We start from the raw sequence: 14888 nt of genomic DNA on the forward strand, positions 1-14888 counted from the left end.
GAGGGGATATTATTGGAGGGAAGATGAAAGGTATTGTTCTTGCTGGTGGTTCTGGTACGCGTCTTAGGCCATTGACCGATTTGCTTTCTAAGCAGATGTTGCCGATTTATAATAAGCCGATGATTTATTATCCTGTGAGTACTCTCATGGATGCAGGGATTCGTGAGATATTGATTATTTCTACTCCAAGAGATCTTCCCGTACTAAAGGAATTTCTTGGATCAGGAGAGAAATGGGGAGTACAGTTTTCATATATAGAACAACTTGTTCCAGCTGGTTTAGCGCAATCTTATATTTTAGGTGCAGAATTTATTGGAGATTCTTCTTCTGTCCTCATTTTAGGGGATAACGTTTTTTATGGTTCTGATATATCGGATATTTTTCATAAAGCACGTGCACGAAGAAATTCTGCTACCGTGGTAGGCTGTCATGTCCAAAATCCACAGCGTTATGGTGTTGTTGAAGTGGATTCTTCGAATCAAGCTATTTCTATAGAAGAAAAACCTAACAATCCTAAATCTTCCTTTGCGGTTACAGGGATTTATTTTTACGATCAGGAAGTGGTTAATATAGCCCGTAATATTAGACCTTCTGCTCGTGGAGAATTGGAAATTACGGATGTTAATTCTTATTATCTCGATAAAGGTTTGCTTGCGGTAGAATTTTTGCGTGAAGGCAGTGCGTGGTTTGATGCAGGGACACCAGAATCGTTATTAGATACTGCTGTTTTTGTTCGAAATATTGAAAACCGTTTAGGATTGTACGTCGCTTGTCCCGAAGAGATTGCATATCGTCATGATTTTATTAATGAGAGTCAATTTTTTCAGCTGATTGATCATTTCGGCAATTCCCCTTACGGATTATATCTCAGGCAAGTTGTTGAAAAGAAAAAAAGAATATGATTGAATTACCGATTTATTTTTATATTTAAGACTAATTTCTCATGATATTTTTCCCTACTGTATACCGCTTGATTCCTGATCTTGTATTTCGAAATCGTTCTTTATGTAGTTTGAGAATGATCTCGTCAAATAAAAGAAGTCTAGTTATCTATTTGCCAGTTAGTGGATGCAGTAAAGGTTATTTTCTATTCACTTCTCATTTTAAATCCTGGAATTTTTATAGTGATCACTTTAACATTGAGAAAGTCAATCTTTGGGGAGGATTTTTTTTTTGGTTCTGGACTCTTTTTTATAAACGTAGCAAAAAGTTATGCTACGATGAAAATTACGTTGTTGCTTATGGTTCAAGAAGTGGAAAGAAGTTTTTTGCCCAGTCCAATCTTTATATGATGGAACGAGAGCTTCATTTTGATGGACAGAGAATTCATCATTTCCCACAATTACTGCATGGGTGGGAATCCCCTGCTATGGGAAAAGTGATGCAGATTGCAATCAAAGCAAAGATCGCTATTGTTGTGCACCTTTATTATATTGATCTTTGGATAGAAATAGCTAATTTGCTGTCGAATCTCAGTATTTCTTTTGATTTGCACGTCACACTTGTTACAGAAAGTGCATCCATAAAATCGGAAATTTTAAAAATTTTTCCTGCTGCACGAATCCATATAATGGAAAATCACGGACGTGACGTTCTCCCTTTCTTAATATTGCTTGAAACGGAACAATTAAGCAATTACGATTATGTATGTAAAATTCATGGAAAGAAATCTAAGAGAAAAGGATATTCTTGGTGGGAAGGGGACTTGTGGAGAAGATGGCTCTTCTATGATCTTTTAGGTGCACCTGGCGTTGTCTTTAAAATTATTCGTACTTTTGATACGCATCGTGATATAGGTATGATTGGTTCCCGAGCGTATCGTTATCCTAATAAATATTGTGATTACACGTGTTCTTTAGGAAAAAATCGTGAAATGATTTGTACTCTTGCAGGAAGAATGGGGATTACTTTTCAAGATCAAAAGTTAGATTTTTTTGCTGGCACAATGTTTTGGGTTCGAACTGAGGCTTTAGATCCTATAAAAAATTTGAGGCTTTCACGATATTTTGAACCAAAAGTACATAAAGCTTTAGATGGAGAGATTGAGCATGCTGTCGAAAGGTGTTTTTCTTTATCTGTTAAAAAAGCGAATTTTCGTATTTCTGACGTTGATTGCATTTTGGGATATCGCAAATCTCTATCTCAAAATTAATTGGTTACAGAAAAATATTTTCTTTTTAATTGTGTATTTTTAAAAGATCTATTTTTGTGTATAGTAGGTATAGTGGATACTTACAAATGATAGCGAGTATTATTGAAGGGAGATATTAATCGATATAGTAAATTTTTTCCACAAATTTTTTTTATTTAAATTTGTGCCTTAATTGCATTGTAAGGGTCGCGGATATACGATTTATTAGGAATTTTCAATCATAAAGTAGGGAGTTATTCCCTATGTGCATTTAAATGGATTGTTAACTTTTTGTTTTTTTTGTGTGTTCGTAGATGAAAAAACGAAAGGGTGGTATTCTGAATTTTCGTGGGAAATGTTATTTAGGATGGCTACGAGATTGAATTTTTAGTCTTACATATTATTGATTTTTCTCGTATTTATATTTTCAATTTAAGAAGATGATTTATTCATCTATGAGGCCTTTTTATGTCACACGAGACGCCTTTTATGACAACCATTATATGGGGTTTTGTATTGGCTTTTATTTTCGGAGCTATTGCAAATCGATGTCGCTTGCCAACATTAATAGGGTATCTCGTGGCAGGTATTCTTGTAGGTCCTCGTACTCCGGGATTTGTGGCTAGTCAATCTTTAGTTCCTGCGCTTGCAGAAATAGGAATTATTCTATTAATGTTCGGGGTTGGTTTACATTTTTCTGTGAAAGATCTCATTTCTGTACGTGGTATTGCTCTTCCCGGTGCTCTTATCCAAATTATTTTAGGTACAGCGCTTGGCGCTTTAATGGGAATGGTAATGGGCTGGTCTCTAGGAGGTAGTGTTGTATTTGGTCTTGCACTTTCTATTGCGTCCACGGTTGTTCTTTTAAAAGCTCTGCAAGAGAATCGGATTCTTGAGACAGATCGTGGTAAGATCGCCGTTGGATGGTTGATCGTTGAGGATCTGATAATAGTTCTCGCGCTTGTTTTAATTCCTGCTGCTGCAACTAATTATTCAGCAGAGCCTTCTTCTATGACTCATCCTTGGACTTCTTTCATTACTCAACAGATGGGATTTGAAGTAGGAATGCCAGGGTTGATTATGATTACCTTGTTGAAAGTCGTTGCTTTTATCGGAGTGATGTTAATTTTTGGACGACGAGTGATTCCTTGGATATTGCATATGATATTTTATACGGGATCTCGAGAACTCTTTCGTCTTGGGGTTTTAGCTATAGCGCTTGGATTTGCATATGGATCATCAAAGCTTTTTGGGGTTTCTTTATCTCTCGGTGCTTTTTTTGCAGGGATGATTTTAGCGGAAAGTGAGCTTAGTCAAAGCGCTGCACAAGAAAGTCTTCCTTTGCGTGATGCTTTCTCGGTTCTTTTCTTCATCTCAGTGGGAATGATGTTTAATCCTGATATTTTGATCAGTAATCCTATTCTTTTAATGATGGCAGTAATCATTGTTATTATAGGAAAAGCTTTGATAGCGTTTATCGTGGTGATTGCTTTTGGGAGATCTGTTGCAACAGCTTTGACAATTGCGGCAAGTTTATCGCAAATTGGGGAGTTTTCTTTTATTTTAGCTAATCTTGGAGTAGAATTAGGGATCTTGCCAGATCAGGCTCGAGATCTTATTCTAGCTTCTTCTATCATATCTATTATATTGAATCCGCTTGTATTCGTTTTGGCTGAATTTCTACAATCTTTTCTTGTTCTCCGTTTTGCAAGAGTTACAAGTAGTACAGAGCAGTACTCTCACATTTGTGTAGAACAAGATACAAAGCAAGAAGTTCCTGTGGAATCCATTTTAGAACAGCAAGAGGTTACGATACAGAAGACAGATCTTTGTGATCATGTTATTTTAGTTGGGTATGGTCGTATTGGTAAAGTAATAGTTCAAAATTTGAAAGCAGCAGGTATTGCGCTTCTTGTTATAGAAGATTCTGAAAAGAAAATTGAAGAATTGCGTTCATTAGGCATTGATGTAATATACGGCAACGCTACCATTACAAAAATTCTTTTAATGGCTAATATTGAGAAAGCTCGTTCCCTTGTGGTATCTATTTCTACTGCTTTTGAAGCAGCATACATTACGCAAGAAGCACGAAATTCAAATCCTTCTATATTGATTATAGCTCTTGCAGATTCCGATTCTGAAGTAGAACATTTAACTCGATATGGGGCCGATACTGTTGTGATGAGTGCGCGAGAAATTGCTTTGGGTATGTTGGATAGATTAAATCAAGTACATCATGAAAAAGTTACGTGTGATCGGTCTAATAAAGATGAGATTGATTCAAAAGACGATTCTTCAGTACTGAGTGTTAATTTATAAAACATTTTTTGTTAATCGTTATTTTCTTGCTAATGACGGGTATAGATTGCTATTTTTTTGTTATATCTTTTGAAATCATGTAAATTGTTAATTACGGGAAACGCTATATTTTCTTCAGTGAGAGGTGTTTTCCTGAATAGGATTGTACTAATATTTTTGAGAAATGAGAGTATAGATGCGCAATAATCCTTGGCTTGTGATTTTGTATTCTATGATTTGTTGTATTGGATTGCTTATTGCTTTACCTAATTTTCTTCCGCAATCTATGCTAGATAGATTCCCTTCTGCCATGCCAAAGAATCGTATTTCTTTAGGTTTGGATTTACGAGGAGGATCTCATCTAGTCTTAGAAGTAGATGAAGACGATTTTGTTAATGGTTTTTTGCAAATGTATTCGGATGAATTACGCTCTTTTTTAAAGAAAGAGGGTATTGGCGTTTTTTCAATGCGTCAGATTCAAAATAAAATAACGCTTTCTTTTGCTGATTCTAGGTTTAAAGAGAATATTGCGGATAAAGTTACTTTGTTTCTTCAAGGTGTTAATTCTAAATTAAATGTAGATCCAAAAAAAAATTTGTTGGTTACTACTACTGAAAAGGAGATATCAATTGTATTAAGCCAAAATAATATTGATCAAGTAATTTCGCATGCGATTGAACAAAGTATGGAGATTATTCGTCAGCGTATTGACCAAATTGGTATTAGTGAATCAACGATACAGCGTTTAGGCTCACATCGTATACTTATTCAACTTCCAGGAGAACAAGATCCGTCGCGTTTGCGTCAATTGTTAGGCACAACGGCTAAAATGAGTTTTCATAAAGTCTTGCCAAATAATAGTAAAAAAGGATTTATGTTTGGTGTAAGGTTTTTGAGAGACAGCGATGGTAATCAATATCTCGTGGAAGATAAAGTTGAAATTTCTGGTATACACTTAAATGGTGCCACTGCTAATTTTGATCCTAAAACGCATAAACCAGTTGTTGATATTAGTTTTGATGAGATGGGTGCTCGTCGTTTTTTTGAAGTTACGCGTGATAATATAGGAAAGCCTTTGGCTGTAGTTCTCGATGGAAGAGTTTTAACTGCTCCTGTTATTAATCAGGCTATTCCTAGTGGTAAAGCACAAATATCTGGTAATTTTACGATTGAAACTGCGGGTATTTTAGCAGCAATGTTACGTGCGGGTTCTTTGCCCATAAAATTAAATATTGTAGAAGAGAGGAATGTTGGTGCAGATCTTGGCAGTGATTCCATTTATAAAGGGACATGTGCTATTGTAGCGGGATTAGTTCTTATCGTTCTTTTCATGATTGTTCTTTATGGAAAGTGGGGTCTCGTTGCTGATTTTTCTATTTTTTTAAATGTTATCCTCACTCTTGCGCTATTAAGCTTGTTGGGAGCTACTTTAACGCTTCCAAGCATCGCGGGGATTGTGCTGGGTATAGGATTAGCGGTTGATTCCAATATTCTAGTAAATGAGCGAATAAGAGAAGAAAATCGTAAAAATCAAAGTGTTTTTTGTAGTTTAGATATGGGGTTTTCTCGTGCGTATTCTACTATTTTTGATTCTAATATTACGGCTCTGATAGCCACTGTTGTTTTGTTCTTTTTTGGAGGTGGCGCAGTTCGTGGTTTTGCAATTACCATGGGTTTGTCAATTTTGATTTCTATGTTTACGGCAATCTCTATTGTTCGTGCTATGATGATCTTTATTATACGATACAAGAAAATGAAATCTATCGATATTAATCCTTTATCGCGATTTTTTTTGATTCCTGATTGCATTGCTATTCAATTTATGAGAGCGCGCTTTTGGGGAGTTGGAATTTCTATTCTTTTTTCCATTTGTTCCATTTGTTTATTGTTTACGCACGGATTAAATTATGGAATTGATTTTAAAGGGGGAATCCAACTAGGTGTACTCGCTAATCGGCCCGTAGATTTGTCCGTTGTGCGATCTAATTTAGAATCATTGCAAATAGGAGATATCTCTTTTCAAAACTTTGATGGAGAGAAGAACTTCCTTGTCCGGTTACAATATCAACCTGGGGATAGTGTTGCTCAAACTCGTGTTTTGGAGATGGTCAAGAAAAAAATAACAGAAATAGTCCCCTTGTCTACAATCCAAAATACTGAGATAGTAGGTCCGAAGATTTCGAGAGAATTAATAAGAAAAGGGATTGTAGGAGTTATAATTTCTGCAATTGCGATGTTAATTTATATTTGGATTCGTTTTAAATGGTATTTTGCTTTGGGTGCAATAACAACGCTGATATTAGATATAACCAAAACATTAGGGTTCTTTGCATTATTTGGCATTGAATTTAATTTAACGGCTGTTGCGGCGGTTTTGACGTTGATTGGTTATTCGGTTAACGATAAAGTTGTAGTATATGATCGGATGCGTAAAAATATGAAGTTGTATACAACTTCTATTTCTTTTCGTGACTTAATAGACAAGTCTATCAATGAGACTCTAGGGCGTAGTGTTTATACTTCTATGGCTGCTTTTATTTCTGTGTTACCTATGGCCGTTTGGGGTGGTAGTGTTATAGGAAGTTTTGCAATTCCCATGGCATTTGGCATTGTTGTAGCAGCATCTTCTTCTATTTTTATTGCTGCTCCAATATTGCTCTTTATATATGACTGGCGTGCTAAAAATGCTAGAATATGAGTAAAGGCTTTTATATATTGACGATTTTGGGTGCCAAGAAACGGAGTTCTCCAAGAAACATATATTTTTCTAGCAATGTTATCTGAGGAATTTCACTTACTTTATAGGAGGGGACTTTTACTCATGGTTGTTTGTTTGGTGCTGCAAGAGAGAATCGGACTCTCGACCTCTCCCTTACCAAGGGAGTGCTCTACCACTGAGCTACTGCAGCAATTTCGATAGGTACATGCGAATGTATATCAGTTACAATGCTATTGCTATAGTTTATTATAGGATACAATGGAAAAATTCTATTGACTATAAAATATTGTGCACATTGTTCATAAATATTTTATTGATTTATTTGAAAGGAACTTTGAATGAAAATAGGTAGTAATCAAGATGATAATGATGATTTCGCTTGTGGAAGAAAAAAGATTGATGCTCAAGAAGAACGGAAAATACGATTAGCGTCCATGCTAAGAAAAAATCTTCATCGTCGTAAAGGGCAGGCGCGTCTTAAAAATTAAAAATCTAAAAAATGCTTTAGATGAATTTCCATTTTGTCTATGGTATTACAATATTTCGGAATGAGATCTCTTTTCTATGGGATCTTACAGAGAGGGATTCCTCATATTTTTAGAGAGAGGTTTAGGTTTTAAAAACCGTGGAGCAAATGGATCGTATAAAGATTATAGGGGGAAATAAACTAAATGGTACTATTGCAATTTCTGGGGCAAAAAACGCTTCTCTGCCAGTAATGATAGCATCATTGCTCACAAGTGAAACGTTAACATTGGAAAATATTCCGGATTTAGCAGATGTCAAGCTTCTTATCCGTATTTTAAGATCTCATGGAGTTGAGATTTTAAGTGATAGTTCATATAATGATCAGAATAAAAGTTATTCTTCCACAATGCACTTTAGGTGTCGTCATATAGTTGATTTAACAGGATCATATGATCTTGTTTCAAAGATGAGAGCTAGTTTTTGGGTCATTGGTCCCTTGTTAGCACGAGAAGGATATGCACGTATATCCTTGCCCGGTGGTTGTGCCATTGGTACGCGTCCTGTTGATTTGTTTGTAGATTCATTAAAATCTTTAGGTGTTGTGATAAAAATTGATGGTGGTTATGTAGATGCTCGTGTTTCTAGTAAAGGATTGAGAGGAACGAGTTATACGTTTCCTAAAGTTTCTGTTGGGGCTACACAAGTTATGATGATGGTAGCTAGTTTGTCGCATGGAGACACATCTATTTATAATGCGGCCCGTGAGCCAGAAGTTGTAGACCTTGCTCATTGTCTTAATTCTATGGGAGCAAAAATTTCTGGAATGGGCTCTTCTACCATTACAATACAAGGGGTTACTAGTTTATCAGGAACACGTCATAGGATTCTTCCAGATCGAATTGAAGCGGGCACTTATGCAATGGCTGTGGCAATGACAGGAGGAGATGTCATATTAAAAATGACAGATTCTTCTTTGCTAAAAACAGTTTTTAAAGTAATGCGTCAGACGGGTGTGGATATTGATATTATAGATGAAGGTATTCGCGTACGCTGGAATGGAGAAAAATTAAGACCTGTTGATGTGATAACAGCTCCTTTTCCTGGTTTTCCTACTGATTTACAGGCACAATTTATGGCTATGATGTGTTGTGCTGCTGGTATTTCTCATATTACTGAAACTATCTTTGAAAATCGTTTTATGCACGTACAGGAACTAGTCCGACTTGGTGCTCGAATTTCTCTTTCAGGACAAACAGCAAGAGTCGAAGGAGTTCAAGGATTACGAGGAGCTCCTGTTATGGCAACGGATTTACGTGCTTCAGTTTCGCTGGTGATAGCAGCATTGGCTGCCCAAGGAGAAACAGAAATTTCTCGTGTTTATCATCTTGATCGAGGTTTTGAATGTTTAGAAAAAAAACTGAGCCGGTGTGGTGCTTTGATACAGCGTATTAAAGGGTAGATTATAAAGAAGATCGTGATCTCATTTTTTGTTAGTGATATTTAAGATAACAAAAACCGGTAGTAGAAATATGAATCTTTCTACCTAATGCATAGGATACTACAAACAGTAGTTGCTTATTTTTTGGTAATAAGGTTTTCGTACACTCCTTTGGAAGTATATCATCGCTGAACATCCATTATTTTCGAAAAAACGAAGTACTTATATTTCTTCCTTATTTTCTTGCAATATTTTTTTGACAGTAGACACCAATTCAGAAATAGGAATTGTGATCTGAGCTACGCGTGCTTCACGCCAAGACTCGTTATTTTTTATTTCGCGCGAGAGCTCTTTTCCTTTCGCTAGGTCTTTAATCTGTAACATTCCCCGGGATCGTTCGCCTGTTCCTTGAATGATAGCAAGAGGACAATTGCGTCGATCGGCGTACTTCAATTGATTCCCAAAATTCTTAGAAGATCCTAGAAACATTTCAGCGCGTATGCCAGCTGTGCGTAACATTTGTGTGTACATTTGATATTTGCTCAAGCTATCACTATCATGATCCATAGTGGTTATGAGTACTGGACCCATTTCTTTTATATTATTCGTGGAACTTTCAAGACTCTTCAAAGCAACGATCAAGCGTGAAATTCCAATAGAAAAACCAGTCGCAGGCACGTTTTGTCCCTTAAAGCGTGATACAAGTCCATCGTAACGACCACCACCTCCAACAGATCCAAAGACTACAGGTTTTTGTTTTTCATTCATTACAGGAAATCCTAAGATGGCTTCATAAACACATCCCGTATAATATTCAAGACCTCTGACAATGGTAGAAGATATTTTAATGCGATTTGAATTGTATCCAGATTTTCTAACAAGTTCACTAATTACAACGAGTTCGTTAAATCCTTTTTCTCCAGCGATAGTGCCTTTAACTAACTCGTACAACTCATGCATTGATTTTTCAAGATCGATGGAAAGAAAAGACACCATTATGTCAATTTGTTCAGATGTAAGATTAGCTCCTTTCGTGAAGTCTCCTGAGTTATCTGTACGTCCTTCTCCCAGTAATAATTTGACTCCTTGTAGTCCAAATTTATCGAGTTTATCAATTGCACGCAGGACGATTAATCGCTCATTGAGCTTATCATCACCATGCAAGCCAATTTTTTCTAAGATACCATCAAGTATTTTGCGATTATTGATTCCAATGTGGTAATCATTGCGTTTAATCCCCACAGCTTCCAGAGTATCTGCCATCATCATACACATTTCAGCATCGGCTGTTTCTGCTGAAGAGCCGACATTATCCACATCACATTGTATAAATTGTCTAAATCTTCCGGGGCCGTGTTTTTCATTGCGGAATACAGGACCAATACGGTATGTGCGGCATGGAAAAACTATTGTGTCAAAATTTTCCGCAACATAGCGTGCTAAAGGGGCAGTAAGATCATAACGCAAGCTAATCCACTGACCATCATCATCTTGAAGAGAAAAAACGCCTTTATTGGGTCTATCTTCATCGGGAAGAAACTTTCCCAAGGAATCAGAATATTCTAACAAAGGCGTTTCAATAGGATCAAAACCATAATTTTCATATATATTGCGAATGGAATCAAGAATTCTATTGCGAATACGGATTTCTTTCGTTGGGCAATCAGCGAATCCACGAGGTAATTCTGCTCTTAATTTTGTTTTTTTTCCCATATTTCCTCGCATATATTAAAGGCATATTGCTCTATTCGTATGATATAAAACGGGATGTCAACGATAACTATGAATAATGTGACAAGAAGTTGTTTGATTATTTTTGATACATCATGCAAAACGGCTCAATTATGTCGGAAACCTTCCTGATTTTTATTTCCTTCCGGCAAGCATATTGTACGTTGTTTAAAACTTTATGTATATACCTTTCGGTATTGAAAAATTATAGAATATTTTGGCTAATCCTTTGATTTGATGTCGTTCTTATAATGACACCGTGCTTTTATTTTTTAGGTTTGATATTATTTTTTCCCTGTTTTTTCTCAGGAATAATAGTTATTTTTCAATGACTTGGAATTCGTAGCATATTTTCTTCAATTTTGGAACATGATCCGTTTATCACATGAAAAATTGATTCAAGAAATGCATTTTTAATAGGGAGTGTCGCATGTTTATTATTAAGATTGCTCCTGTCTTAATCGATATACTAGAAGAATATATTATCAAGGAAGAACAGTCGATAGCATGATCAACTACGGTTTGAATTAGCTAAACTTTTTGATATATACACAGGTGATCATTATTTTTTCTATAAAGTAACAAAATATCTCATATTGGTACATTTTTTAAGAAATATATTTGAATCGGTTGATAAATATTTTACAAGGTATATTGTATTTTACTAACAAATTATTGATATCCATTTTTATTATTTATTTTCATTAATATATTTTATCAACTATATTTCGAGTATTATATGTTTCAAAATAAGAATTTTTTATTAGGCGTTTTGCGTCTAAAAAAGTGCACGCGTGGTGTTTTTTTAGTTATTACAGCTATTTTATTGTCTTCTTTTGTCGCCATAGTAGATGTTGTGGTAGATCAGGTGACGGTGATGCAGAAAACAGCTTTGCTTCAAGAGGTCTTGGATCATGTTATTTATCGCACTTCTCCAAAAAATTTATATGATTTAAGGGAAGCGGGTAGAGATAATTTTATAAGACATCAAATTGAAAAGGCTTTAAATACTTATAATTCCAGAGATCTTTCAAATATTGGGAGTATAGAATCAATCGTTAAAGATGCTGTTATTTTAACGAAAAATGTTAATTCTTTGCCTTTACAATTTACTGTCGACATCGCCCTTTCGACAACGGTTCAATTGCGAGGATCTCTTTTGCAGATGTTTTCGCAATCGAAGGGTAAAGTTGATATTTCTCGTCGAAAAAAAGTTATGTATAAACAAAATATTGGTTTAATGATTATGCCTTTTGCATGGGATGGCTATTGGCTAGCTTCAAGAGGAAAGGTTGCAGACTCAAAAGTACATCCTCCAAAGTATTTGGAGTATTCTCATTATTATCAGCAGTATCTTAATAGAAATACGCTTGTGAAAAATTTTCTCTCACAAATTCCTTATAAAAATTTCTGTATGGCTCCTTATCATTATTCTTCTATTCTTTATTGGGCAGTCGGAACCTTGACGTATAGCGTGGATAACAAGACGACTACGCGCGAATATTATAAGGATCCTTACTATGCTACATGGGATCATTTTCCTTATTCATTTATCAAGAACGTATTTGACATGACTTCCAATCAATTTGGAGATGGGCAGGTATTGACTAATACCAATCATTGCTTTCCTCATGGAGCAAGTCAGAATAAATATATGTTGATGCTTGCGATAGGAAATCAGCTATCTCGAAGTTCAGTAGAGAAAGAAAAAATAGAAAAGGTTCTGCAAGACTGCCATTACATGCATAAGCGTCATAGAACTGGAAGAGATGCAATTACCATATTTTCTGTAGGATTTTCTCCGGATCAAGATACGCGATATACTTTAAGACAATGTGCAAGTGATCCATCTAAATATTATGAAATTAATTCTGACGAGAATGTCATGCCTATAGCCAAAAGTCTTGCACGTAATGTTATAACTAATTGGTTTAGTCAGTTTACAATTACTGTGGTCGATAGCTAGAGGCGGTAAGTTTTCGCGAGGAATTTAAGAAAATAAAATAATTTTTACCTATTATTTTTTTTCGGGTGATCTCATTGATAATAAAATAAAATCACGTTGCAAATATTAAGGGAATATAAGTTTATCAAAGGACAAGCGTGCCATTTAATTCTTCATTCAAAAGACCGGAAAATATAAACAATATTCTTAGGGATTTTGATGACTACGGATTATATCCACTTCCAATAGCGATATAAAGATCTACATAGCTCTTTGCCAATTGTCTTTTGGCAATAGATAAATCAACTTCTACTTTTGCAGTAGCACGTTCTATATCCAATATATCGAGTAAGGAATATCTCCCTTGACGATAATTGATCATTGATAGTGACATAGATTTTTTATGTAGTTCCACGGCATGTTGAAGTTTTGTAACAATTTTTTTATCTTCGTTAATAGATGTCAGTGCATTTTCAACTTCTTTGATAGCATTTAATACTGTTTCTTGCCATGTGATGTACTGCTCTTGTGCAGAAGACTCAGCTCTACGTATGTTAGATTTTATTTTTCCCTTATCAAAAATTGGTAGGTATAGTTTTGGACCAAAAGACCAATGGGTATTATATCCGGGAAAACTATTGTCGTGTGTAAGGGCGATGGAACCATTCAATGAAAGGGAAGGATAGAGGTCGGATTTAGCTATACCTATTTTAGCTACAGAATCAGCGAGCTTTTTCTCTTGATAGCGAATATCTGGCCTGTTTCGAATCAGATCTGCGGGGATTCCGATATTAATGGGTATATATAAATTCGGTTGAAAATTATTAGATTGCTTTTGCATGTAATGTAAAAACTCAGTAGCGGGATAACCAAGAAGAGTAGAGATGTTATGCACGTTCATACGGAAGCTTTTTTCGAGGGTAGGTATGTCGGATTCAATTGATTTTATTTCTGCCTCTAGTTTCACAAGAGATAATTTTGATGTGGCTCCTTGGGTGAATTTAAGGTGACTTAATTCTATATTTTTTTTGTACAAATCCAATATTTGATGAGCAATGGATATCCTTTCCTTGAAATGACGTGCATCTATATATGATGGTATTAATTTGGAAATAACATTGAGTTTTGCTATATCCACTTGGGCATATGCACTATCAAGGTTTGCTAGGGAGCTTTCTATGTGTCTCCTTTGTCCAAATAGATCAATTTTCCAATCAGAATCTAATTGTCCTGTAGAATTAGTCTTTAAGTTAGGTATAAAGCGATGAGATATTGAGGCATATGAAGAAGGGAAAAGATCAGCTCTGACAGATAAAATATTTTCTTTTGCGGCATTTATGCGTTCTGTTGCTTGAAGTATTGTGAGATTTTGTTGTAGGGCGATTTTGACAAGTTTATTAAGGGAAGTGTCGTTAAATGATTCCCACCATTTGAGCGTGTCTATATTGATTAGGTTTTTTGAATTGCCTATAGAAAATTGTGTGGGTAATAGTGGCATGTGAGGTTTTGTATATTCGGGACCCACTGTGCATCCTGCCAGCAATACAATAAAAAGAGAAAAAATGGCTCGTAGAATATTCATAATAAATAGTCAATTACTTTTTCGAAAGCGATTAAAATATGGAGATAAAAGATTATATCTTTGTCCTTGATATCTTTAAGAAAGATATTCTGTGCTCGCATATCTCCTAGTTTACCGAAAACAGTTGAAATAGTTTTAAAGTATTCTTTGTTACAAGGGTAATCCATCCCTTCTTTACCAAAATCTATAGTATCAGAAAGACGAGAATGCTTTCATTTATACACTAGCGTTATCCTAATGAAGAAAAAATTGAATTTGCTTAGATATTCTTATATCATATGACTGTAAAAATAATGTGACTTCAGGTGCAGATCTTTTTTTTAAATGCTTCTCTATGATTATATTCTAGGCCTTCATGAAAATTTTTGGCTATTTTTTTTAAAAAAAGATGATTTCTACCGTATTATGGTTTGCGTAATTTCACTAAAAACCAATAATTAAGGAACACTCAAATGCTTTTCCATTGTGGGTTTTCTTTACACTATTTTCCTATAATCCTTACTTAAGATGAGGATCTCTTTGAGCCATATGCCCACTCAGGAATAACTATATAATGTTCATGGTATTTCTTCACAG

Annotated in this window: 10 protein-coding genes and 1 tRNA gene; 7 read left to right on the forward strand and 4 right to left on the reverse strand. The window is 35.3% G+C overall.

The window, feature by feature from the left end; genetic code table 11:
• The first annotated feature begins 23 nt into the window (after positions 1–23).
• From rfbA to secD, 4 genes are all read left to right on the forward strand, one after another.
• A complete protein-coding gene (rfbA, locus tag CD16_RS04080; protein ID WP_015824941.1) occupies positions 24–902 on the forward strand; it encodes a glucose-1-phosphate thymidylyltransferase RfbA in 879 nt (292 codons plus the stop codon).
• Between the two features lie 41 nt (positions 903–943).
• A complete protein-coding gene (locus CD16_RS04085) occupies positions 944–2152 on the forward strand; it encodes a rhamnan synthesis F family protein (RefSeq protein WP_015452754.1) in 1209 nt (402 codons plus the stop codon).
• 447 nt (positions 2153–2599) lie between these two features.
• The gene (locus CD16_RS04090; RefSeq protein WP_031934991.1) at positions 2600–4450 is read left to right on the forward strand and encodes a cation:proton antiporter domain-containing protein; all 1851 of its coding nucleotides are present in this window, start codon (positions 2600–2602) and stop codon (positions 4448–4450) included.
• 175 nt (positions 4451–4625) lie between these two features.
• A complete protein-coding gene (gene secD, locus CD16_RS04095; RefSeq protein ID WP_015452756.1) occupies positions 4626–7127 on the forward strand; it encodes a protein translocase subunit SecD in 2502 nt (833 codons plus the stop codon).
• A gap of 136 nt (positions 7128–7263) precedes the next feature.
• On the opposite strand, the gene CD16_RS04100 is transcribed toward secD, so the two are convergent.
• A tRNA-Thr gene (locus tag CD16_RS04100) sits at positions 7264–7338 on the reverse strand.
• A gap of 148 nt (positions 7339–7486) precedes the next feature.
• On the opposite strand from CD16_RS04100, the gene CD16_RS05715 reads away from it, so the two are divergent.
• Positions 7487–7636, forward strand: a complete 150-nt coding sequence (locus CD16_RS05715) for a hypothetical protein (RefSeq protein WP_015452757.1) — start codon at positions 7487–7489, stop codon at positions 7634–7636.
• 146 nt (positions 7637–7782) lie between these two features.
• Complete coding sequence (gene murA, locus CD16_RS04105) at positions 7783–9075, forward strand: UDP-N-acetylglucosamine 1-carboxyvinyltransferase (protein WP_015452758.1); 1293 nt, start codon at positions 7783–7785, stop codon at positions 9073–9075.
• 201 nt (positions 9076–9276) lie between these two features.
• On the opposite strand, the gene hisS is transcribed toward murA, so the two are convergent.
• Positions 9277–10779, reverse strand: coding sequence for a histidine--tRNA ligase (hisS, locus tag CD16_RS04110; protein ID WP_040055309.1), 1503 nt, complete (start codon positions 10777–10779; stop codon positions 9277–9279).
• A 745-nt stretch (positions 10780–11524) separates the two neighbouring features.
• On the opposite strand from hisS, the gene CD16_RS04115 reads away from it, so the two are divergent.
• Entirely contained in the window at positions 11525–12751 is a 1227-nt protein-coding gene (locus tag CD16_RS04115) for a CLIBASIA_04065 family virulence factor (protein ID WP_015452745.1), read from the forward strand.
• A 202-nt stretch (positions 12752–12953) separates the two neighbouring features.
• On the opposite strand, the gene CD16_RS04120 is transcribed toward CD16_RS04115, so the two are convergent.
• Together CD16_RS04120 and CD16_RS04125 are read right to left on the reverse strand one after the other, a co-directional pair.
• On the reverse strand, positions 12954–14312 hold the full coding sequence (locus tag CD16_RS04120; protein ID WP_015452761.1) for an efflux transporter outer membrane subunit: 1359 nt from the start codon (positions 14310–14312) through the stop codon (positions 12954–12956).
• Entirely contained in the window at positions 14309–14479 is a 171-nt protein-coding gene (locus CD16_RS04125; RefSeq protein ID WP_015452762.1) for a HaeIII family restriction endonuclease, read from the reverse strand. Before CD16_RS04125 ends, CD16_RS04120 begins: the two co-directional genes overlap by 4 nt.
• Between the last annotated feature and the right edge of the window lie 409 nt (positions 14480–14888).

The organism is Candidatus Liberibacter asiaticus, assembly GCF_000590865.3.
In the GTDB taxonomy this organism is placed as follows: domain Bacteria; phylum Pseudomonadota; class Alphaproteobacteria; order Rhizobiales; family Rhizobiaceae; genus Liberibacter; species Liberibacter asiaticus.

What these genes read in the sequence shown, in the direction of transcription:
- CD16_RS05715 (WP_015452757.1), top strand. Translation starts at nt 7,487, where the DNA reads ATGAAAATAGGTAGTAATCAAGATGATAATGATGATTTCGCTTGTGGA.
- CD16_RS04085 (WP_015452754.1), top strand. Translation starts at nt 944, where the DNA reads ATGATATTTTTCCCTACTGTATACCGCTTGATTCCTGATCTTGTATTT.
- murA (WP_015452758.1), top strand. Translation starts at nt 7,783, where the DNA reads ATGGATCGTATAAAGATTATAGGGGGAAATAAACTAAATGGTACTATT.
- CD16_RS04125 (WP_015452762.1), bottom strand. Translation starts at nt 14,479, where the DNA reads ATGGATTACCCTTGTAACAAAGAATACTTTAAAACTATTTCAACTGTT.
- CD16_RS04120 (WP_015452761.1), bottom strand. Translation starts at nt 14,312, where the DNA reads ATGAATATTCTACGAGCCATTTTTTCTCTTTTTATTGTATTGCTGGCA.
- hisS (WP_040055309.1), bottom strand. Translation starts at nt 10,779, where the DNA reads ATGCGAGGAAATATGGGAAAAAAAACAAAATTAAGAGCAGAATTACCT.
- secD (WP_015452756.1), top strand. Translation starts at nt 4,626, where the DNA reads ATGCGCAATAATCCTTGGCTTGTGATTTTGTATTCTATGATTTGTTGT.
- CD16_RS04090 (WP_031934991.1), top strand. Translation starts at nt 2,600, where the DNA reads ATGTCACACGAGACGCCTTTTATGACAACCATTATATGGGGTTTTGTA.
- rfbA (WP_015824941.1), top strand. Translation starts at nt 24, where the DNA reads ATGAAAGGTATTGTTCTTGCTGGTGGTTCTGGTACGCGTCTTAGGCCA.
- CD16_RS04115 (WP_015452745.1), top strand. Translation starts at nt 11,525, where the DNA reads ATGTTTCAAAATAAGAATTTTTTATTAGGCGTTTTGCGTCTAAAAAAG.